General features: G+C 58.9%; 18 protein-coding genes and 1 riboswitch. Of the genes, 5 read left to right on the top strand and 13 right to left on the bottom strand.

The annotated features are described in order from the left end of the window. Positions 1 to 17: 17 nt before the first annotated feature. From DWV43_RS03795 to DWV43_RS03785, 3 genes are all read right to left on the bottom strand, one after another. The gene (locus tag DWV43_RS03795) at positions 18 to 560 is read right to left on the bottom strand and encodes a DUF4352 domain-containing protein (RefSeq protein ID WP_117817186.1); all 543 of its coding nucleotides are present in this window, start codon (positions 558 to 560) and stop codon (positions 18 to 20) included. 164 nt (positions 561 to 724) lie between these two features. Next, on the bottom strand, positions 725 to 994 hold the full coding sequence (locus tag DWV43_RS03790) for a hypothetical protein (protein ID WP_117817185.1): 270 nt from the start codon (positions 992 to 994) through the stop codon (positions 725 to 727). A 56-nt stretch (positions 995 to 1,050) separates the two neighbouring features. After that, positions 1,051 to 2,238, bottom strand: a complete 1,188-nt coding sequence (locus DWV43_RS03785) for an amidohydrolase (protein WP_117817184.1) — start codon at positions 2,236 to 2,238, stop codon at positions 1,051 to 1,053. A gap of 146 nt (positions 2,239 to 2,384) precedes the next feature. Then, positions 2,385 to 2,553, top strand: a riboswitch (Lysine riboswitch). A gap of 65 nt (positions 2,554 to 2,618) precedes the next feature. Between DWV43_RS03785 and dapA the strand changes: the two genes are divergently transcribed. Genes dapA through dapD form a run of 3 tightly spaced genes read left to right on the top strand, consistent with a single transcriptional unit; the run spans position 2,619 to position 6,420 of the window. After that, positions 2,619 to 4,928, top strand: a complete 2,310-nt coding sequence (gene dapA, locus DWV43_RS10315) for a 4-hydroxy-tetrahydrodipicolinate synthase (RefSeq protein WP_117817183.1) — start codon at positions 2,619 to 2,621, stop codon at positions 4,926 to 4,928. Continuing rightward, on the top strand, positions 4,921 to 5,661 hold the full coding sequence (dapB, locus tag DWV43_RS03775) for a 4-hydroxy-tetrahydrodipicolinate reductase (RefSeq protein WP_199569359.1): 741 nt from the start codon (positions 4,921 to 4,923) through the stop codon (positions 5,659 to 5,661). The genes dapA and dapB overlap by 8 nt, the downstream gene beginning before the upstream one ends. A 39-nt stretch (positions 5,662 to 5,700) precedes the next feature. Then, the gene (gene dapD / locus DWV43_RS03770; protein WP_117817182.1) at positions 5,701 to 6,420 is read left to right on the top strand and encodes a 2,3,4,5-tetrahydropyridine-2,6-dicarboxylate N-acetyltransferase; all 720 of its coding nucleotides are present in this window, start codon (positions 5,701 to 5,703) and stop codon (positions 6,418 to 6,420) included. A 246-nt stretch (positions 6,421 to 6,666) separates the two neighbouring features. On the opposite strand, the gene DWV43_RS03765 is transcribed toward dapD, so the two are convergent. From DWV43_RS03765 to DWV43_RS03745, 5 genes are all read right to left on the bottom strand, one after another. Then, positions 6,667 to 7,671, bottom strand: coding sequence for a nucleoid-associated protein (locus DWV43_RS03765; RefSeq protein ID WP_022094136.1), 1,005 nt, complete (start codon positions 7,669 to 7,671; stop codon positions 6,667 to 6,669). Between the two features lie 111 nt (positions 7,672 to 7,782). Beyond that, positions 7,783 to 8,943, bottom strand: a complete 1,161-nt coding sequence (locus tag DWV43_RS03760) for a DUF2974 domain-containing protein (protein ID WP_117817181.1) — start codon at positions 8,941 to 8,943, stop codon at positions 7,783 to 7,785. 114 nt (positions 8,944 to 9,057) lie between these two features. After that, complete coding sequence (locus DWV43_RS03755; RefSeq protein WP_117817180.1) at positions 9,058 to 10,008, bottom strand: L-lactate dehydrogenase; 951 nt, start codon at positions 10,006 to 10,008, stop codon at positions 9,058 to 9,060. 201 nt (positions 10,009 to 10,209) lie between these two features. Beyond that, positions 10,210 to 11,373 (bottom strand): pyridoxal phosphate-dependent aminotransferase, encoded by a 1,164-nt coding sequence (locus DWV43_RS03750; protein ID WP_117817179.1) that lies wholly within the window; start codon positions 11,371 to 11,373, stop codon positions 10,210 to 10,212. Between the two features lie 118 nt (positions 11,374 to 11,491). After that, positions 11,492 to 13,471 (bottom strand): NAD(+) synthase, encoded by a 1,980-nt coding sequence (locus DWV43_RS03745; RefSeq protein ID WP_233505695.1) that lies wholly within the window; start codon positions 13,469 to 13,471, stop codon positions 11,492 to 11,494. 203 nt (positions 13,472 to 13,674) lie between these two features. Between DWV43_RS03745 and DWV43_RS03740 the strand changes: the two genes are divergently transcribed. Continuing rightward, on the top strand, positions 13,675 to 14,628 hold the full coding sequence (locus DWV43_RS03740; RefSeq protein WP_117629762.1) for a hypothetical protein: 954 nt from the start codon (positions 13,675 to 13,677) through the stop codon (positions 14,626 to 14,628). A gap of 138 nt (positions 14,629 to 14,766) precedes the next feature. Then, complete coding sequence (locus DWV43_RS03735; protein ID WP_117817178.1) at positions 14,767 to 16,074, top strand: hypothetical protein; 1,308 nt, start codon at positions 14,767 to 14,769, stop codon at positions 16,072 to 16,074. 57 nt (positions 16,075 to 16,131) lie between these two features. Here the strand turns inward: DWV43_RS03735 and DWV43_RS10055 are convergent, their stop codons facing one another. The 5 genes from DWV43_RS10055 to DWV43_RS03720 form a co-directional block, all read right to left on the bottom strand. Further along, positions 16,132 to 16,410, bottom strand: a complete 279-nt coding sequence (locus DWV43_RS10055; RefSeq protein WP_147346260.1) for a hypothetical protein — start codon at positions 16,408 to 16,410, stop codon at positions 16,132 to 16,134. 91 nt (positions 16,411 to 16,501) lie between these two features. Continuing rightward, complete coding sequence (locus tag DWV43_RS10050) at positions 16,502 to 17,629, bottom strand: hypothetical protein (protein WP_147346259.1); 1,128 nt, start codon at positions 17,627 to 17,629, stop codon at positions 16,502 to 16,504. 278 nt (positions 17,630 to 17,907) lie between these two features. Next, positions 17,908 to 19,587, bottom strand: coding sequence for an energy-dependent translational throttle protein EttA (gene ettA / locus DWV43_RS03730; protein ID WP_055251458.1), 1,680 nt, complete (start codon positions 19,585 to 19,587; stop codon positions 17,908 to 17,910). A 184-nt stretch (positions 19,588 to 19,771) separates the two neighbouring features. Next, entirely contained in the window at positions 19,772 to 20,476 is a 705-nt protein-coding gene (locus tag DWV43_RS03725) for an SdpI family protein (protein WP_117817177.1), read from the bottom strand. Beyond that, on the bottom strand, positions 20,469 to 20,747 hold the full coding sequence (locus DWV43_RS03720; RefSeq protein WP_117817176.1) for an autorepressor SdpR family transcription factor: 279 nt from the start codon (positions 20,745 to 20,747) through the stop codon (positions 20,469 to 20,471). The genes DWV43_RS03725 and DWV43_RS03720 overlap by 8 nt, the downstream gene beginning before the upstream one ends. Between the last annotated feature and the right edge of the window lie 363 nt (positions 20,748 to 21,110).

Raw genomic sequence — 21,110 nt, 5'->3', positions numbered from 1 at the left:
GCAACGGTAGCGACATGTTAGGCCAGCACCCAGCTTGCAGCGGCAGACTTATCAAACACGTTGGCAAAATAGAGAGCCTTCTTGATGTCACCATCAAAGTAGATATTGCCCGCCACGGAGCCACCGGCGGCAAGGGTACCAGACTGCAGCTCATCGGAACCCTCGCTGTAATAACCCTGGTTCTGCTGCGCACCGTTGGCGTCCTCGCCCTTCCAGTCGTAGATATTGTAATCTGCGCCCTCATCGCCATTGTTGACGTACGTGACGTGAATGCCCGTCATGGTCGAACCGTCATAATTTGTGAGGCCGGGCTGAACGGAATCGACGACGACGGAAAGGCCAGCAGTCGTGGTCACCGTCGTGCCAACAGCCAGGTCAGTCGTAGGCTGTTCTTCCTTCTTCGTCTCTTCCTTCTTGACGCCATCGCCGGCATCCTCGGCGACGGTCGCCTTATCGCTACCGCAACCGGCAAGAAGACTGGCAGTCCCCAAGGCAACAGTGGCGAATGCGCCAAGTGCAGCGCGACGGCTCAGCAGCGCATCGTTTTCGAGCTTTTTCATTATGCATCCTTCCTACGATCCGGCTACCGCGCCGGCACACAGCACATCGTAGGAAGGATTGAATTTGAATTCATTAGCTGAGGGCTAAGGTTGCGGTAAACGGCCAATGCAGTTATCCAAACGCCGAGCAAACGCATTTTGCGCGACCGTCTGCTGGCAGCGCATCAACCCACCGTGACGGATTCCCCGGTAAAGGCACTGATCATCAACAGGACGAAGAACACCAGGTAGCTGACACTCAGCGGGTACGCAATGACCAGGAATACGACCCAGCCGACATTGGTTTTACCGTCGGCACGGCGTCGCTCGCGATTGCGGCAGAGCCAAATCGTCACGCCAATGGCCACAATCAACAGCACAAGCGCTGCCGCGGCCAGTCCGGCAAGCGCAAACATCACGCCAATGCTCACAGCAATAACCGGAAGCAGCAACAAGCCGCATCCACACCCACCGGGACTATAAACGGCAGATTGTCGGCGTCGCTCCATCGTCACTCCAAGTCAAGCAATCGTTTGTAGACATCGAGGCCTTTGAGTAGGATTTCCTCGTCAAAGAGCATGGTATCAGTATGCAGAGCGCTCATGGCATAGGTGGGACAGCCATCCGAATCGCTCGGGTTTTCTTGACCCTCCGGCACGCCCGTGCCCAGCAAGAAGAATACGCCCGGCAGATGACGCTGATAGAACGCGAAATCCTCGGCGATTAGCAGCGGCTCGTCCACAAGTTGCAACTCGGACAAGGCAGGCGCAATGTGGGCGAACAGCTCGGGGTCGTTATCGACCGGCGGATAGCCCTCGGCAAAGTCGAGATCGTACGTACAGCCTGTTGCGGCGCAGGCCTCGTCCAACACGCGGCGCACGCCCTCGCGCGCACGGTCGAACATACCGTCCGTAAACACGCGCAGGCTGCCAGCCACATGGGCCTCCCCCGCCACCGCATTGCAGACGGTGCCGGCCTGCAGCAGGCCGAACTTACCAATGCAGGGCTCGTCGGCACCCAACTCGTCCATGAGCGCGCGCTCGGAAACCAAGAACTTGGCCGCTGCCAGCGCGGCATCATGCGATTCCTCGACCGGAACGCCGTAGGTCTTGGCGATATGGATGCTCGCGCCATGGATATGAATGTGCGTCTCGCTTGAGCGCGCCAGCAGCGGACCGGAACAGCTCGCCAACGTTTTCGCAGGCAGGTCGGGCCATACGTGGAAGCCAAAGATGCGATCCGCCCCGTAGCGCTCGAATACGCCGCTCTCACACACCGTCTTGGCGCCACCGGTCGTCTCCTCGGCAGGCTGGAACACAAAGAGCACGTTGCGCCTAATGGCACCCGGCTGTTCACGAATCGTGCGATCGACAAAGGTCGCCGCCGCAAGTGCCATGGCCATGTGTCCATCGTGTCCGCAAGCGTGCATCTTTCCGGGATGCGTCGAGGCAAAGGCCGCACCCGTCGCCTCCGCGATAGGCAGCGCGTCCATATCGGCGCGAATCGCCGTGGCATGCGCGGTGCCCGTGCCAGCGTCGAAGAAAGCACAGACGCAGCTGGGACACGGATGGATCACTTCACAGGCAAGCGAGGCGAGTACGCCCTCGATATAGGCTATGGTTTGAGGAAGATCGAAATCGAGCTCCGGAATGCGATGCAGGTCGCGACGATAGCGACGAAGTTCTTGGAGCTCGGTCATAAAGGATCCTTTCATGGGGGCATATCCATTCACACACTATTGTGATGCAAAATTGTGACGCCCTTGTTTCTAGCATATCCCTGCAGTTTTTAAACGTTATATACGAATACTCTTGTTTGGTAAAGTGCAACGTGGTAGGGTCGTTACCACTTGATAGAGGCGCGGGCACGAAGAGCCGCGGGCGAGCCGGCAGGCTTTGACCCCGCGGGGAGGCGAAACCCGCCGAACTGGGTTTTTCAGGCACGAACAACCTGGTGGGCCTGCGGGAAACACCCGCAGGACTGTCTGCAGCAATGCGGGAGCGCTATCCGGACATTGGGTCCACGCTATGCGGATTCGATGCGCAGATGGCGCCGTCTGGATAGCGAGGTTTACGGGACATGGCATTGACCCCCAACGAGGCATATGCGGCCAAGCAGCCGTTTGTGGACAAGGAGACGCTCGAGCATATCGTCAAGCAGTTCCCCACGCCGTTTCATCTATACGACGAGGCGGGTATCCGCCGCAACATGCAAGAGGTGCGCGACGCCTTTGCATGGAACCCGGGCTTTAAGGAATACTTTGCCGTCAAGGCCAACCCCAACCCGGCGCTCATCTCCATTCTCAACGAATACGGCTGCGGCTGCGATTGCTCGAGCTATACCGAGCTCATGATCGCCCGCTCGTTGGGCATCACCGGACACGACATCATGTTCTCGTCCAACGACACACCGGCGGCGGACTTTGAGCTCGCCGACAAGCTGGGTGCCATCGTCAACTTTGACGACATCAGCCACATCGAGTTCTTTGAGCGCGTTGCGGGACCCATCCCCAAGACGGTCAGCTGCCGCTTTAATCCGGGCGGCCTGTTCCAGCTCTCCAACGGCATCATGGATAACCCCGGCGACTCCAAGTACGGCATGACCACCGAGCAGCTCTTTGAGGCCTTTCGCACGCTCAAGGCCAAGGGCGCCGAAAACTTTGGCATCCACGCATTCCTTGCCAGCAACACCGTCACCAACGACTACTACCCCAAGCTCGCGCGCATCCTCTTTGAGCTTGCCGTGCGCCTGGAGCGCGAGACCGGCGCACACGTCGCCTTTATCAATCTGTCCGGCGGCGTCGGCATCCCCTATCTGCCCGAGCAGCAGGCCAACGACATTCACGCCATCGGCGAGGGAGTGCACGCGGCATACGATGAGATTCTGGTTCCCGCCGGCATGGGCGATGTGGCAATCTGCACCGAGATGGGCCGCTTTATGATGGGCCCCTACGGCTGCCTGGTCACCAAGGCCATCCACGAGAAGCAAATCTACAAGGACTATATCGGTGTCGACGCAAGCGCCGTCGATCTGATCCGCCCTGCCATGTATGGCGCCTACCACCACATTACGGTGATGGGCCAGCCGGGTGGCTCCGACAAGACCGCGGCGCCTGTCACAAACACGTACGACATTACGGGCAATCTGTGCGAGAACAACGACAAGTTCGCCATTGATCGCGAGTTGCCGCATATCGACATGGGCGACCTGCTCGTGATCCACGATACCGGCGCGCATGGTTACTCCATGGGCTACAACTACAACGGCCGTCTGCGCTCCGCCGAGGTGCTGCTGCGCCCCGACGGCTCGGCCGACCTCATCCGCCGCGCCGAGCGCCCGAGCGACTATTTTGCCACGCTCGACGTGCTGCCGTGCGGCCGCGAGCTGCTGGCCAAGTCGCGCGCCGAAAGTGCCCGCCATCGTGCCCAGGACGAGCGCCTGGCGGTCGCCGCCCAATGGAACAAGCGCATCCAAATCGCGAGAGCGAAGGAGAAGAACATGGACATCCGCAATCTCGAGGGCTCAATCGTCGCCCTTGTGACGCCGTTTAAAAAAGACGGCAGTGTCGACTTCGATGCGCTCGAGCGCCTTATCGATTTCCACCTGCAAAACGGTACCGACGCCATCCTCACCCTGGGCACCACCGGCGAGAGCGCCACGATGACCGACGACGAGGACAACTCCGTTGTCGCCGCGGTGGTCAAGCAGGTTGCAGGCCGTGTCCCCGTCATCGCCGGCTCGGGCTCCAACTCCACGCAGACCATGCTCACCAAGTCGCTCACCTATCAGGGCCTGGGCGCCGACGGCCTGCTGCTCATTACCCCCTACTACAACAAGTCCAACGAAGAGGGCATCTACCAGCACTTTAAGACCGTTGCCGATGCCGTAGATATCCCCTGCATCCTGTACAACATCCCCGGCCGCTGCGGCTGCGGCATCAGCGAACGCAACGTAGAGCGCTTGGCCGCGCACCCCAACATCATGGGTATTAAGGAAGCCTCGGGCAACGTCGCCTACGCGGCCAAGATCGCTCACCTGCTGTCCGACGACTTCCGCATGTACTCAGGCGAGGACGCACTTACCGTACCGCTCATGAGCCTGGGCGCCTCGGGCACCATCAGCGTGTGGGCAGACATTCAGCCGCAGCTCGTGCACGACATGTGCCGCGCCTATCTGGACGGTGACGTGGAGCGCGCCCGCGATATCCAGATTGCCGGCCAGCCGCTCATCAACGCCCTCTTTAGCGAGGTCAACCCCATCCCCGTCAAGGAAGCACTCGCCCAGATGGGTATGATCGAAGCCAACTACCGCATGCCGCTGTGCCCCATGGCAGACGACACGCGTTCCGCACTTACCGATGCTCTGAAGGGAGCTGGTCTGCTTGATTAAGACCGTCATTATGGGAACGGGCCGCATGGGCTCGCTCATCCGCACTACCGCCGAAGGCATTGCCGACGCCTCCGGGCAGCCCGTTTTTGATATCGTGGCCCAGATCGGTTTTGACCTGTCCGAGCTCGAGAGCGCCCCGGCAGCCGACGTCATCATCGACTTCTCGAACGTCGTGACCTTCGATGCCGTCGTCGCCTATGTCGAGCGTACAGGCGCCGCGTTGGTCTCGGGCACCACGGGCTACACACCCGATCAGATGGACCGCCTGCGCGAGCTTGGTCAGAACGTCCGCGTCATGCACTCCGGCAATTACTCCATCGGTATCGCAGCCCTGCGTCATCTGGTAGCACAGGCCACACGCGAGCTGCCCGGCTTTGACTGCGAGATTGTCGAGACGCACCACAACCAAAAGGTCGACGCTCCCAGCGGCACCGCCAAGCTGCTACTCGACGCCGTGGTCGAGGCCGAGCCAGAGGCTGGCTATCATCCCGTCTACGGTCGCGAGGGCATGTGCGGCGTTCGCGATCCCAAGGAAATCGGCATGCACTCGCTGCGCGGCGGCACCGTCGCCGGCGTACACGGGGTGAGCTTCTTTGGCCAGGACGAGGAGGTCACGCTTAGCCATCGCGCTACGAGCCGCCAGATCTTTGTCAACGGCGCTCTGGCCGCCGCTCAAAAGCTCGTCGCCCGTGAACCCGGCTTCTATACGTTCGACCAGGTCATGTTTGCCTAACCAGGTATCAACCGAATCCGCCCAAAGGAGAGATAGCAAATGAGCAACGCAGCCGAGATGGATGCCCAGGAGATTATCAATTACATCGCCACCGCGCCTAAAAAGACGCCTGTCAAGCTGTATGTGCGCGAGAAGCCCGGCATGAAGGTTGCCTGGGGCGATGCGCACGTCTACGGCGGCCGTCGTGGCAAGACCGTCTTTGGCGACTGGGATGAGCTCAAGGCCATCCTCGATGCCAATGCCGATTCCATCGATTACTACGATGTGGAGAACGACTGCCGCAACTCCGCCGTGCCCATGCTCGACCTTAAGGGCATAAACGCCCGCATTGAGCCGGGCGCGATCATCCGCGACCGCGTCGAGATCGGTGACCGCGCTGTCATCATGATGGGCGCCATCATCAACATCGGCTCCGTTATCGGCGAGGGCTCCATGATCGATATGGGCGCCGTGCTGGGCGGCCGCGCCACCGTGGGCAAGAACTGCCACATCGGCGCCGGTACCGTGCTGGCAGGCGTCGTTGAGCCCGCGAGCGCCACGCCCGTCATCATCGAGGATGATGTCATGATTGGCGCCAACGCCGTGGTCCTGGAGGGCGTGCGCGTGGGCAAGGGTGCTGTCGTTGCCGCCGGCGCCGTATGCGTCGAGGACGTCCCCGCCGGCGCCGTCGTGGCCGGTGTCCCCGCCCGCGTCATCAAGATGCGCGACGCCCAGACCGACAGCAAGACCGGCCTGGAAGAGGGCTTACGTCAACTGTAGGGTTACGCGGTTTTACCAAACCGCGTAACTAGTCGGCGCTGCAAACGACCCAGAGCGGCAATCTGACGTTCAATCGTCGGGCATGACCAGAAGGTCAATGCCCTCCTCTTTCACGTCACCTTGCTCGCTCTGGGTCGTTTTCGCTGACTTATGCTCAACCAGTAGCGAAATTAAGCCCCAAGTAAAAAGGCCGAAGCCCTCATCCGAGGCTTCGGCCTTTGTTTTTCTGCAGCGTCCAAGCGCAGTTTATCGATTCTCGATGCTGCCGATATTCTTGAGCTCGATGGAGATGAGGCCGTTGGGCTCGTTGACAAACTCGATGTACTCGGAGTTCGAACCCATCTCGGCCGGGAAGCTGATCTCGATACCCGTATCGGTACGAATCTTATGATTGCGCACCGCCGCGCGCTCGACCTGCTTGCGCTCCACGGGAACGCGCTCGGGAACCTTCTCCTCGGTCAGTGCCGCGCGCACACTTTCCTTGATGACCGGTTCGTCCTCAAAGACCTCATCGACGATATCCCAGGGCGGAAGCTCCTCGTCATCCTCGACCTTCTCGGCCACAGCGGCCTTAACCTTGGCGAGCGCCACGGCCGTGTTGGCGCCGTGCTCCTCGGCGACTTCCTCGACCACACGCGTCACGGTGTCGATGACCTCCTTGCCCGATACGCCCGTGTCGCACTGCAGCAGGCCATCGGGGATAAGCATACGGTCCTCGCCGGCAATCTTGCGCTTCTTGTCCACGTAGCCAATCTCCATGGTACTCGCGCGTACGATGGCATAGCTCGGCACCTTTTGCGAGGGGTTCGGCAGAATGGCGTAGTGGCGCGCGATGTCGTTGCGCACCTCTCCCTCCTCGCGGCCCACTTCGTGCATAAAAGCCTGCTTGGAGCCCAGCAGCATCACGGCAAACCAGCGGGCATCCTCATCGTCGTCAAAATCGGCCACGAGCACGTCGGTGGACTCGGCTTTCTCGGCTTTGGTGAGCTCGGAGGAGATAAACTCCGCAATCTGCTGCGACAGGTCCACGAACTCGCGCTCGCCAAAGAAATAGCCCTTGAGCTCGCCGCCAAACGCAGAGTTCTCGGCAAACGTGGCGCGTTTATTGTCGGCCGAGGTACGTGCGCGGCGCAGATGCGTGGTCACAAAGTTGCGCACGGTACGGCTCTCGATATCGAGCTCGCGCTGGCTCATGACGTTGACGGCAGAGTCAAAGTCCAGGATATGCAGAATCGCGTGATTGATTTTCATATACGGCATTCCGTTCTAGATCGATTTCGGCACGAACCAGTATAGCGGTCGGGCCCGCCCCAGGCGCATCGAAGCTTGATGCATCGGGGACAGGTTGCTTTGCACCAATGGTTAGCGCAGGAGCTCGGACTGCCAAGCCTCGAGCTGTTCTGCCAAACTCTTGCCGGCAGCGGGCATGTCGATCTGGGGTCGTTTAGGCAGCAGTGCGCATTTAAGGATTGCCACGATGGTCTGCGAGACAAAGCGTCGCGTATCCTCGTCAAAGCCTTGCGCAGCCTGGAGCATCACGGGCAGGCTCTCGCGCAGATTCCCGGCGATATCCGCAAACCGCTCAGCACCCGTAGCCTCAAACACGGAGAACAACGCATCTACAAAACGCTCGCGCTCGCTAGGCGACACTGCAAGCAGCATCTCGCGAATGGAGCCATCAACGTATCGAGCACCGGCGGACAGGCGCTCACAGTACACGAAGTCGCGACCATCAACCACCCAGCTAAAGGGATTGTGTTGCAGCAGGCTGAACTCGGTGCTCTCAACGATGGCATAGTCCTCCTGTGTCTCGAACATCATGCCAAAGATCGACGACCGAGGTAGCGTCTTGTCGATTCGACCGGAAAGATCGGCAAAGGCGTTGCCGTTCAGAAACTCCTCGACGAAGCCCGGACCATCATGGGAATACACCCGTTCAATTCGCTCACGGGCGACATCGGAGCACATCGCCGCACCGTACACCGCAAGGTTTCCACCCTTGGAATGACCTCCGCACAAAAGTGGCCCGTCAATCGCATCCACCGCCTCGTCCACATAACGCGCCGCGGATTCCTGGGCCGGCACAGGACACCGGAATGCCATGTTAAAGTCCTCTTTCCAGCCCACAATCGTACTGTCGGTCCCCCGGAAGGAAAGATAACTAAACCCCGCCGGAAACCGGAACGCCATGGCTGCAAACTGCTCTGTCGCCACCACATCGCTCACGGCACGATAGCCGCAAACGCGCACGCCACGGTAACGAGGGCTTGCTGCCACGGCCTCCAACAAGGCCCTGCTCCCCTCTGGGTCCCACAAGTCACCAATCATGTCCCGGTAGCACTCGGCACGCAGCAACTCGCGTACGTCTAGGCCCTGCCAGTTCGTCAGCTCCGCCATATCACCCGGCAAACGCAAATAGGACAACCACGCAAAGACCAGGCTATCCACCGCACAGAACGGCTGCTCCTCAAACGGATAAAACGCCGTCTGGGCATAGGTCAAAAAATTAGGCGAATCCGACATGGCCCTCCCATCAACTATGCTGCATTGGGGTCAGGTTACTTTGCACCAAAAAGGCGCCCGGGCCGTGTGGGCTCGGACGCCTTCATTGTAGCTTTTCGCTCTAGCGAGCTTGATTTAGCAGGAGAAGTCGACGCTGTCGATGATGTCCTTGAGGGCCTTTGCGGAGGCGGTGAGCTCATGCTGCTCGTCATCGTTCAGCGGCACGGGGACGCGGCAGACAACGCCATCGCGGCCGACGACGGTCGGCATGGAGATGGCCAGATCGGACAGGCCATACTCGCCCACCATGAGCGAGGAGACAGGCAGAACGGTCTGCTCATCGCGCATGACGGCAGTGCAGATGCGCTTGACGGCCATGGCAACGCCATAGTAGGTAGCGTGCTTCTTCTCGATGATGGTGTAGGCGGAGTTCTTGACGTCCTCGGCGATACGCTTCTCGGCAGCCTCGTGCTCCAGATGACCGTGAAGCTCGCAGAAGGTGTTCAGCGGAACGCCGGCAACCTGAGCGCTGGACCAAGCGACAAACTCGGAGTCGCCGTGCTCGCCCATGACATAGGCCTGGACATCGCGCGGGTCAACCTCGACGTGGGCACCAAGCATCTGCTGCAGACGGCCAGTGTCGAGCACGGTGCCGGAGCCGATGACATGGCCCTCGGGCAGGCCGGACATCTTGATGGCAGCATAGGTCAGAACATCAACCGGGTTGGAGACGATGAGCAGAATGCCGTCGAAGCCGGACTTCTTAATCTCGGGGATAATGGACTTAAAGATGTTTACGTTCTTGTTGACCAGGTCCAGGCGGGTCTCACCGGGCTTCTGGGCAGCGCCAGCGGTGACGACGATCATGGCGGCGTCGGCGACATCGGAATAATCGCCGGCGTAGATCCTCATTGGCTCGGCAAACGTCATGCCGTGCGCGATATCCAGGGCCTCACCCTCGGCACGGTTCTTGTCCACGTCGATGAGGACCATCTCGGAGAACAGACCACTCTGCATCAGTGCGAACGCCGAAGACGAACCGACGAAACCGCAGCCGACAATAGCGACCTTCTTCTCGTTAACCATTAGAAACTCCCATCTCTCTCCACAAACAAGCCGCCCGGGAACGACCCGAGCGGCTTGCCGTAATCCCAATACATCCAATCGGGACTTTGATTATGCCCCTATTCGCAGCCAAAAATCGACCGTTTACCGAAATTGTTTGCAGTATTCGTAAAATAACTGCACGAAATCGGTTTCGAGCTATTGACGAGTCGAAATACCTTTCTAATACAGGCCCGCCTCACGAATGGCCTCGACAGCCAAAGCAATCTGGTCGGGCGGCAGGACCAGCGCCATGCGCACGTGTCCCTCGCCCGAAGGACCAAAGCTCGCGCCCGGCGTCACCACAACGCCGGCCTTCTCCATGAGCTCCTCGCAAAACGCCATGGAATCGGTGCGACCACCGGGAAGCTTGGCCCACACAAACATAGAGCCATGCGCGTTGGGACGCTCCCAGCCCAGGCCCTCAAGACCGTCGCACAGGGTATCGCGGCGCTCCTGGTACTTCAGACGCTGCGCCTCGACCTCATCGCGCGGACCGTTCAGGCAGGCGATGGCGGCCTTCTGAATCGGGAAGAACATACCAAAGTCGATCTGGCTGCGCAGCTTGGCAAAGGCGGAGACCACGTCCTCGCGGCCGACCAAAAAGCCGATACGCGCACCGGTGACGTTAAACGACTTGGAGAGCGAGAAGAACTCAACGCCCACCTCAAGCGCACCGGGATACTGCAAGAAGCTGCCGCCGGGCTCGCCGTCAAACACGATGTCGGAGTACGCGTTGTCATGAACGATCAACAGATCATGCTCGCGGGCAAAGGCGATAATCTCCTCGTAGACCTCGGGCGTACCCACCGAGCCGACCGGGTTGGCAGGCAGCGACACGATCATATACTTGGCACGATCGGCCACCTCGGGATCGATACCCGCCACATAGGGCAGGTAATTATGCTCGGCGACCAACGGATAGTACTCGAGCTTGGCATCGGCGATCTTGGCACCCGCCTCAAAGACCGGGTAGCACGGATCGGGAACCAGAATGGTATCGCCCGGATCGAGCAGAGCCAGGCCCAAATGACCCACACCCTCCTGCGTGCCGTTGCACGACTGCACCATGGACGGCGTAATGCCCGAAACGCCAAAGCGACGCTCATAGTAATCGCACACGGCTTGCTTGAGTTCGGGCAGGTCGCGCAGGGCGTACTTCCACATCTCGGGATCTTGAGCCGCCTGCGTGAGCGCCTCGACCACGTGGTCGTACGGCTTAAAGTCGGGCGTGCCCACGCTCATGTTGTAAATGGTCTTGCCCTGAGCCTTCAGCGCGAGAAGTTTGTTGTTGAGCGAGGCGAAGACCTCCGCGCCAAAGCGATCGAGACGCTGCGATGCCTGCATGGTGCCACCTTTCGATATAAAAAACGCGGCGCTCCGACAAGAGCGCCGCGCGATACGGGCCATCAGATTGCAAAAGTGTAACGCTTGCAAACCCCGTATTGGTTCAATTTAGCCAACCTTAGTCAACTGGATTGAGCGCGTCGATCTGCGCAAGCCACAGACGCGAGCTAGCGTCACTCGGCATACGCCAATCGCCGCGCGGGCTGAGCGTCACCGAGCCCACCTTGGGACCATCGGGCAGGCAGCTGCGCTTAAACTGCTGGGCAAAGAATCGACGGTAGAACGTACGCAGCCACGTGTGGACGGTCTTGGCATCGTAGACGCCCTCAAAGCTCTTGAGTGCCATGCGGTAGATCTTGCCCGGCTCAAAGCCAAAACGCAGCAGGTAGTAGAGGAAGTAGTCGTGCAGCTCGTACGGGCCCACCAAATCCTCGGTCTTCTGCGCAATCTCGCCGTCGCCCGTGGGCGGCAGAAGCTCGGGGGACACCGGCGTATCGAGGATGTCGAGCAGTGTCTCGGCAATGCGCCCGCCAAAGACATCGGCGGCATAGCGCACCAGATGGCGCACAAGCGTCTTGGGCACGCTCGCGTTGACGGCATACATGCTCATGTGGTCGCCGTTATAGGTAGCCCAACCGAGTGCCAGCTCCGACAAGTCGCCCGTGCCGATGACAAAACCGCCAGCCTGGTTGGCCAGATCCATCAGAATCTGCGTACGCTCGCGGGCCTGGCTGTTCTCGTAGGTCACGTCCTGCACGGTCGGATCGTGCTCTATGTCCTTGAAGTGCTGTTCCACAGCCGCGTGGATCGAAACCTCGCGGAAGCTCACACCCAGGTCGCGAGCGAGCGACTCGGCGTTCGACTTGGTACGATGCGTCGTGCCAAAGCCGGGCATGGACACGGCCGTGATACCGGTGCGCGGCAGCCCCAGTGCATCGAAGGCGCGAACTGTCACGAGCAGTGCCAGCGTGGAGTCCAGGCCGCCCGAAAGACCGATGACTGCAGCCTTGGTACCCGTATGGGCAAGGCGGGTCTTGAGGCCGGCGGTCTGCAGGTCGAGGATGGTCTCGCAACGCTCGGCCAGGTCGCCATGGTCGGCCGGCACAAAGGGCGCACGGGGGAAGACACGGTCGATGCCGAGTGCATCGTGCAGGACAGGTTCGTCTGCCAGCACGCCCTCAAACGAAAATTCAACGGTCGTGGCCTCCGGCGCATCGTCCGCGCGCGTCCACGTCGTCGAGCGACGGCGCTCGGCAACCAGGCGGTCAAGGTCAACGTCGGCGACGGCCATATCGCAGGTGAGGAGCTTCGTGGCGGCGAGCTTAGATCCGTTTTCGTAGACAAGGTTCTCGCCCGCAAAGACCATGTCGGTCGTGGACTCGCCCTCGCTCGCATCTGCATAGGCATAGGCACAGTACAGGCGCGCACTCTGATTGGAGATGAGGCTGCGGCGATAGTCTGCCTTACCGATAATCTCGTCCGAGGCCGACGGGTTGAGGATCACCGTCGCACCGGCAAGCGCCATCTCGGTCGAAGGGGGCGCCGGCACCCACAGGTCCTCGCAGACCTCAACGCCCAGCACCATGTCCTCGGCACCTTCATCACAGCAGCGGTAGACAAGCCCCGAACCCAGCGGAACCGGACCCTGACCGGCAAACTCGACCCACACAGGATCTGCGGGCGCCGGAGCAAACCAGCGGCGCTCGTAGAACTCGCCATAGTTGGGCAGATACTTCTTGGCCGTAAGACCCAAAAGCTCGCCCGCGCAGCACACGGCGGCGCAGTTGTAGATATTCTCGGCGACTGCAACGGGAAGACCGATGGTAAAGACAATCGGCAGCTCGCGGGTTTCATCGAGAATATGTGCCAGTGCGGTCTCGCAGGCATGCAGCAATGTACGGTTATGGAACAGATCAGCCGCGGTATAGCCGGTCAGGTTAAGCTCGGGCAGCACCAGCGCGCGGACGCCGCGCTCGGTAGCCTCGCGAACAGCCGCCAGCGCAACCTCGGTATTGCCCTCGACATCGGCCACGCGAATCCGCGGCGACGCCGCCGCCACACGCAAAAAGCCATCAGACTGAGAAAGGTGAAGATTCATAAGAATGCTCCCGTGCGTAGACGCCATTCACAACAATTAGCAAGCCCTATTGTAGTTCAACCGCCGGGTGTAACCGCATCCCACCAACTTGGTGAGCAATTGATGAGTTGATGATATCTGTTAAATGTCACGTACGATTCACATCTGGTGGGTACCCTGATGGCTACATGAAACGAAGCAGATTTACACCGGGAGGGCCCCGTATGACAACCAAGTACACCGACGCGCCGCGCACGCGCGTCATGACACCAGCCGCGCTCAACAACGGCGTTCACGAAAACCATTCCATCGGACAGACCATGGCCATCGCGCCCAAAAAGGGCCTGTTCGATGACATTTCCATTCCCCAGATCATCGCCGGCGCCGCAGCCGCCGCCACGAGCGTCGCGCTTGCTTCCAAGATTGGTATTGCCGGTTCAGTAATTGGCGCCGCCGTGAGCTCGGTCATCACCGTTGTGTCCTCGCAGGTCTACCGCCACTTTATCTCTGCCAGCGCCAAAGCCCTCAAAGGTACGCACGCCGACGTCGACTACCCCGCCGGCGCCTATGAACCCGTTGAGTTTAATGCCGAGGAGCACTTAGGCGGCGCCGCAACTACCCAGGAGATGCGCCAGATTGCAGGGCGCGCGACCACGGCGCGTGTCGCCCCCGACAGCCTGCGCGCCAAGGCGGCGGCAGAGCGCAGCCAGACGCAAAAGAAGGTCATCATCTTCTCGATCGCCATCGCCATCGTCGCGGTCATCGCCTGCGCCGGCGCCATCCTTATCACCACTGCCGGTGAGGGTCTGGGCGAGCGTCCCGAGCCAATCCTGTCGTCGCGCACGACCGAGAGCGATGCAAATGGCAACACCCAGTCGCAGGATCAGCAGGCACAGACGGACGACACGCAAGACAGCTCTGCCTCTGCCAATTCGTCCTCGAACACCCAAAACCAATCGCAGGGCACCGATTCCTCTACGGCCAACAGTGGCACGCAATCCAGCACGACTGACTCAAGCCAAACGACTGACGGCTCTCAACCGAGCACAGGCGACCAGACGAGCGGCAATGTATCGGGCACGGGATCTACCGACAATAGCAACACCAACAGCTCGAGCGGAACCGCTTCCGGCACGGCATCAGACAGCTCGAGCCAAGACACGGCATCGGGCAACTAAGCACGTTTGTCTCTCATAGATAACCGACCTGCATAACGGGCGCGAACCGGCAACGGTCGCGCCCGTTTACCTTGGGCGACGAGATGGCAAGGACCGTGCGATGGTAAGATGCTTTGGTGTGTAAAGAGGAGATTTGCCATGAGCAAGACAATAGTTACGCCCACGCTATCGCTGGGCAACCACATCTATCTGTATCGTCTGCTGCGCGACGCGATTGGGTGCGGCAAGCAAACGTTTATGACGCAGGTCGAGGAGGCGCTCGCCGCCGGCGACATGACCGCTTATGACCTGGGCTTCGAGTCCACGCGCGAGCTGCTCGAGGAGCTCGACGACTGCATTAGACTGACCGTCTTTAAGGGCGGTCGCCTGTATGCCACCGTCATCGCCAACGATACCTGGGATGCCGCCCTTGCCAAGGGCGAGGACAAGCCCAAGGCTGCCAAGGGTGCCAAGCAGTCCTACAAAAAGAAAAAACGCGGCGAGAAGGACCTCAAGGCCGTGCGCCCTAAGCACGTTAAGCGTCGCGAGCCCGAAGCCATGGTTGAAGCCGTACCGGAACCCGAGCCCGAGACAGAGACCGAAGTCGCCATTGAGGTAACAGCAGAAGCCGAAACCGAAATCGCCGCCACGACCGATCCCAAAGTCATATCAGAGCAGGAAGCCACTGCGGAGCTCAACGAGGCTCCCAAGTCGACAACCGAAGAAGCCGCCAACCAACCCGAGACGCCTGCGTTCCAAAACAGCGATGTCTTTGGCGACGAAGCCGAGGACGATCAACCCGACGAGTCCGCCGATCAAGACGCTACCGAGTCGACGCCGGGACCCGAGACGCCGCAGCCTGCCATCTCGCTTACGGTCGTCTATGACCCCGAGAACGCCAACGCCGGCATCACCACCATGGCATCCACGCCCATCGAAGCAAAGTCGAGCGTCGAGAATGAGAACGCGACGCAGGTTGAGGTTGAAGCCGCAGTTGCAGACGCGCCCGTCACCGTGAAGCCCGCAGATTCCGAGGTCAAGCCGGAAGTAACGCCGGAGCCCGCACCCGTCATCGAATCCGTGCCCGCCGCTGCTTGCGACCAAATTCCCGCACCGGCACCGGCTCCGGTCCCCGCTGCAGTACCGGCCCCCGCACCTGCAGCGCCCGCCATCCCCGAGGACTTCCCCGTCGATTTCGCAACCGAAGTCTTCTGCCCCGGCCCGCTTCTGCACCAGCTGTCGACCTATCTCCCCTACGGCGCCGACACGCTCGGCATCGTCGGCGAGTACTACTGGATCGCCCGCGAACGCGGCACCATTGAGGCCGCGCGAAACCGCGCAAGCTTCCCCCTGCGCTACACGCAGGCCGGCGAGCGCCGCGAAGTCACCGTGCGTATCCGCCGCAACACCACCGGCGGTCTCGGAGCCGCCTGGACCATCGATAAAGTCGACGCACCGGCCGAGTAACAAAACGGCCCCGGATAGCCAATTTGACTATCCGGGGCCGTTTGAAATCAGACTTTTCTAGCTGTCATCGGCGCATATAGACACCAGAGAAGCAAGCTCATCCTCAAGTTGCGGAGCAAAATACCTAAAAGAAACTCGTGCTCCAATTGGTATCGACTCAATCATATTCGCAGCATTATCTGAAACTCGATACGATGCAGTTTCACCTGTCTTCAAATCCTCTATTGAGCAGACAGCGTCTTCAGCATCAATCGACCTAAGCACGCCTTTTCCTTGTAATATCACATCGGCATGCCCGCCAGCTATTTCTAATGAACCTGAGTCTGTCGCAGTCACTTCTCCGGAACCTCCGCGCGATGCCTCTTCCCTTGTCGAACAGCTCACTAATAAAGCCATCAGCACCAAAGACAGGGCTAGACGAATCGCCCTACTTCGAAAAAGTCGTTCCATAAGTCCACGCATAATAACTCTGATCATACTTTAGGAAGGATAAGGATGAATTCCAGCCGTCTGCTATGCCAATCATCTGCCTTGTCTCTCCAGTTTTCTTACCAGTAAGCGTGGCGTAAGCCTCAGCTGTTACAGAATGGGCTGATCCGTTGTACAAGCTCGCATGTAAAACATTCGGTCTATTGGAGTTAATCTCATTTTGAATGCTCGCGATAGCCGGAGAGGAGACAGTGCGAGCGATAAGGGAACTTCCTCTGCTTGCGCAGTAATTTGTAAACCCCGTTGCACAGGTTGAAATCGGCGTTCCACCCAAAACAACACCGGGAACAGTCTGCTCTGCATCGGAAAGAGCATGGGTATTGGTGTAACTCCATATCTGCATATATTGCGAAGGGTCGTTATATAAATTAGCAATGCCATACAGATCGGCAACGTTCGAAAAAGCAGTCACCATACAAGCATAGTGGGCAGTAAGCCGCTCTATCTCGCTTTCATCATATGACATAAACTGAGAAATAGAACGAAATCCAGATACTGCGTAATCCTGCATTTGAGTTGCGTAAATTACGACATCGTTCCAGCTAGAAGGTTTATTCGATAAAACGACAGGACGTCCTTCTATGGAAGCTGCCGGGATTGTTCTTCCGCAATTTGTTGTAATTGAACCGTCCAAAGATTGCACGCCGAACTCGAATGGATTGATCATTACAACTGGGTTATTGAAAGAATAGGACTCAACGCCGAGGTCTCCTCCCCGATCCATGGGGCTGACTAAGCCGTCTCCAAAACGATATCCTGTAAGTACTTCATCATCTGAAGCATCTAAAATCAAATAACCCGCGGCCCTATTGGATGTTATGACCGGAACAATGTAACCAAGCGGAGACCCATCAACGTCTACAAAAGGAATAGGGTCAGAAGGCATATACGAAGAGCCGAGGAGTCCCTTTACATATTTCTCAGCAAGCTCTTGCGCAATTTCAGAAGTAAATAGTATCTGCTCACCATCAATATCGCCCGTCGAAGCAAAGCCCACTTTTGGACGTGCGGTTAAGGCGACAATTGAAGACGCGATAAGTTGCAAAAAACGACGACGCGAAAGCATATGTCCTTCTTTCCAGAGAAGCGACTTATTAGATGCTCATATTATATGACCTTTTTTGTAACGTTACAGTAGTAGTTATATTTTAATTTGATTTGCTTATGTCCTTGTAGCCCAACACATCTTTACGTTTAAGACGGAACTAGAGGATCACTCACAGCAAAAACGGGCTTTACCCCAAAGAGATGCCTTTGTTTTTGAATCAGCCAACAGCCCGGACATAGCTGCAATGCAATTATTACAAGAAAGGCCGCCCTCACTGGCGGCCTTTCTACTTGTTGCTAATCGCGCGTCAGCTTGCGGTGAATACGATGCGGCTGGGCTGCGTCCTCGCCCAGGCGCTCGATGCGGTTGGCCTGATAGGCCTCGAAGTTACCCTCAAACCAATACCAGTTGCCCGGGTTCTCATCGGTGCCCTCCCACGCCAGGATGTGCGTGGCAACGCGGTCCAGGAACATACGATCGTGGCTAATGACCACCGAGCAGCCCGGGAACTCGAGCAGCGCCGCCTCGAGCGAGGACAGCGTCTCGACGTCGAGGTCGTTCGTGGGCTCGTCGAGGAGCAGCAGGTTGCCGCCCTGCTTGAGCGTAAGCGCCAAGTTCAGACGGTTGCGCTCGCCACCGGAGAGTACGCCAGCGCGCTTCTGCTGGTCCTGGCCCTTAAAGCCAAAGCTCGCCACATAAGCACGGCTCGGAACCTCGGTCTCGCCGACCATCATGTGGTCCAGGCCGTCCGAGACGACCTCCCACAAGTTCTTATCGGGGTCGATGCCGGAACGGTTCTGGTCGACATAGGAGATCTTGACGGTCTCACCCACCTCAAGCTCGCCCGAAGTCAGCGGCTCCAGACCCACAATCGTCTTGAACAGCGTGGTCTTACCGACACCGTTGGGGCCGATGACGCCCACGATGCCGTTGCGCGGCAGGGTAAACGAAAGGTCGTCGATGAGCACACGGCCATCGAACTCCTTGTGCAGATGATGGGCCTCGAGCACCTTGTTGCCCAGACGCGGGCCCACAGGGATGCGGATGTCGGTCCAGTCGAGCTTCTGGCTTGCGCGGGCCTCGGCCTCCATCTCCTCGTAGCGAGCCAGGCGGGCCTTGTTCTTGGCTTGGCGAGCCTTGGGCGAGCTGCGCACCCACTCGAGCTCGGCCTCCATGCGCTTGGCGAGCTTGGCATCGCGGTTACCCTGAGCCTCGATACGGGCGGCCTTGGTCTCCAGATACGTGGAGTAGTTGCCCTTGTAGGGATAAAGGTGACCGCGGTCGACCTCGCAGATCCACTCGGCAACGTTATCCAGGAAGTAGCGATCGTGTGTGACGGCAAGCACCGCGCCCTGATAGTTATGCAGGAAGTGCTCGAGCCACAGGATCGACTCAGCGTCCAGGTGGTTCGTGGGCTCGTCGAGCAGCAGCAGGTCGGGAGCCTCGAGTAGCAGCTTGCACAGGGCCACGCGACGGCGCTCGCCGCCGGAAAGCACGTTGACCGGCATGTCGGAATCGGGCAGCTGCAGGGCGTCCATGGCCTGACCGAGCTTGGAATCGATATCCCAGCCGTCGGCGGCGTCGATCTCGTCCTGGAGCTTGCCCATCTCGGCCATGAGGGCGTCCATATCGCAATCCGGGTCGCACATCTCCTCGCCGATCTTGTTGAAGCGATCGACCTTGGCAATCATATCGCCAAACGCCATGCGCACGTTCTCGATGACGGTCTTGTCGTCATCGAGCGGCGGCTCCTGCTGCAGGATGCCCACGGTGTAGCCGGGGGTAAGCCTGGCATCGCCGTTGGAGACTTCCTCGATACCGGCCATGATCTTGAGCAGGGTCGACTTGCCCATGCCGTTGGGACCCACGACGCCGATCTTGGCACCGGGGTAGAAGCTCAGGGTCACGTCGTCAAGGATTACCTTGTCGCCATGGGCCTTGCGAGCCTGATACATCTGGTAGATAAACTCCGCCATATGTCTGTCCTATCCTTTCTACCTGCTGTTTCCCTATTCTTGATTCGCTTTAGTGGAAACGAAATGAGAAAACCAGCTCTGAAACTTAACGAAAAAGGGGCATGGTTGCCCACACCCCCTAATACTACCTGGGAAAAGTCCCCCGGAACATACTATGAACTGCGTACGCTAGTTTTCCGCAACCTTAGCGAACGGCTCGCTGCGATTTACGCCACAGCAGATACGAATAGGCGTAGGCAGCTCCGGCCGAACCAAACGCCAGAGCCGCAATCACCGCGGCGACGACTTCACTCGAAAGCACGCTGCCCGCCACGCCCATCACAATCAGGCCAACACCCAGCACCATAAAGCAGGCACCGCCAAAGCGCTGCGTACGGCGCCAGTTCTCGGGATCGGCAAGCGCCCAGGGCGTCTTGATACCGAGCGTATAGTTCTGCTTCACACGCGGCAAGTAGTTGCCTACGCCGATGAACAGCAAACCGACAGCACCGGAAATCAGCACGTTGACCGAACCGACCGCCGGCACCACGCCCCAGACCGTAAGCTCTCCCAGCCAGCTTATGGCGCACATGAACAAGGTGAAGGCAATTACGAAGCCCTGATAGAACTTACCCGAGATTCGATATGCCTCACCTTTGGGATCGATGCGCGGCACCACGCAGAACATTGCGAGAAGCGCCAGAGGCAGCACGCCGAGCGCGGAGGCCATCCAGCTAGGACCCCAACCGTCGACAGCGCCGTTCGCGCCCCAGTGCGTGGGAATCTGCGCAGGCAAGCTCGGCATCACCATGAGGTGCGCTACGACATTGGCGACGCACAGAGCGACCAGCGCAATCCACACGCGCGACGATACCCCTGTGGGGTGAATGCCCTTGTTTTCGTTATTCATCCTTATCACCTTCATTGTTTGTAAAACCCATAAACCAGCCAATTAAATCCTGCATGACGGTGGTGTTTAAGCTGTATACGATGTTTTGGCCATGGTGCTCGTCGGTCACCAACCCGGCGTTTTTAAGCGTTGCCAGATGATGGCTGAGCGACGGTTTGCTTATGTCGAAATGCTCGGCGAGCTCCCCCGCCGTGCAATTGCCCTCGCGCAGCAGTTCTAAAATGCGCCGCCGCGTTGGATCCGCCAGCGCCTTAAAACCTTCTCCCGGCATAGAACCTCCTCTCGCTATCTCTCGCGACGTGCACACTATACTCGATGTTTAGATGTTTGTCTAATTATCTAATAGCAATGTTATGTATAGAACATTCGTTCGTTTTTAGATACAATGGGTCCAGAAGCAGATGGGCCAGCTCCCTCTTCCCAAGAAGGAGATGGACTATGAGTATTAACGATGTCCTGACGTTGTTGTTGCTTGTAATCGCGGCTGTGGAGCTCGGCATCCACATTGGAGGTCGAATGAAATAGCCGCCCCCGCGTAATGCGAAGACGGCCACTTCTCACGCTACAAACGTGTTTGGGAGTTGGCCAACCCGCTGCAACGGGTGCCATCTGCTTCATCTTATGCGAATCACTG

It is taken from the genome of Collinsella sp. AF05-9 (genome assembly GCF_003465595.1).
GTDB lineage: Bacteria > Actinomycetota > Coriobacteriia > Coriobacteriales > Coriobacteriaceae > Collinsella.
Note: the sequence above shows the minus strand (reverse complement) of the source record. Positions and strands in the feature narration are given on the sequence as shown.

Bases quoted from the DNA above. Each gene is read 5' to 3' on its own strand.
- DWV43_RS03785 (WP_117817184.1), bottom strand. From the start codon at position 2,238: ATGACCGAGCTCCAAGAACTTCGTCGCTATCGTCGCGACCTGCATCGC.
- DWV43_RS03760 (WP_117817181.1), bottom strand. From the start codon at position 8,943: ATGTCGGATTCGCCTAATTTTTTGACCTATGCCCAGACGGCGTTTTAT.
- DWV43_RS03765 (WP_022094136.1), bottom strand. From the start codon at position 7,671: ATGAAAATCAATCACGCGATTCTGCATATCCTGGACTTTGACTCTGCC.
- DWV43_RS03750 (WP_117817179.1), bottom strand. From the start codon at position 11,373: ATGCAGGCATCGCAGCGTCTCGATCGCTTTGGCGCGGAGGTCTTCGCC.
- dapD (WP_117817182.1), top strand. From the start codon at position 5,701: ATGAGCAACGCAGCCGAGATGGATGCCCAGGAGATTATCAATTACATC.
- DWV43_RS03740 (WP_117629762.1), top strand. From the start codon at position 13,675: ATGACAACCAAGTACACCGACGCGCCGCGCACGCGCGTCATGACACCA.
- DWV43_RS03795 (WP_117817186.1), bottom strand. From the start codon at position 560: ATGAAAAAGCTCGAAAACGATGCGCTGCTGAGCCGTCGCGCTGCACTT.
- DWV43_RS03745 (WP_233505695.1), bottom strand. From the start codon at position 13,471: ATGAATCTTCACCTTTCTCAGTCTGATGGCTTTTTGCGTGTGGCGGCG.
- DWV43_RS10050 (WP_147346259.1), bottom strand. From the start codon at position 17,629: ATGCTTTCGCGTCGTCGTTTTTTGCAACTTATCGCGTCTTCAATTGTC.
- ettA (WP_055251458.1), bottom strand. From the start codon at position 19,587: ATGGCGGAGTTTATCTACCAGATGTATCAGGCTCGCAAGGCCCATGGC.
- DWV43_RS03735 (WP_117817178.1), top strand. From the start codon at position 14,767: ATGAGCAAGACAATAGTTACGCCCACGCTATCGCTGGGCAACCACATC.
- DWV43_RS03755 (WP_117817180.1), bottom strand. From the start codon at position 10,008: ATGGTTAACGAGAAGAAGGTCGCTATTGTCGGCTGCGGTTTCGTCGGT.
- DWV43_RS03725 (WP_117817177.1), bottom strand. From the start codon at position 20,476: ATGAATAACGAAAACAAGGGCATTCACCCCACAGGGGTATCGTCGCGC.
- dapA (WP_117817183.1), top strand. From the start codon at position 2,619: ATGGCATTGACCCCCAACGAGGCATATGCGGCCAAGCAGCCGTTTGTG.
- DWV43_RS03720 (WP_117817176.1), bottom strand. From the start codon at position 20,747: ATGCCGGGAGAAGGTTTTAAGGCGCTGGCGGATCCAACGCGGCGGCGC.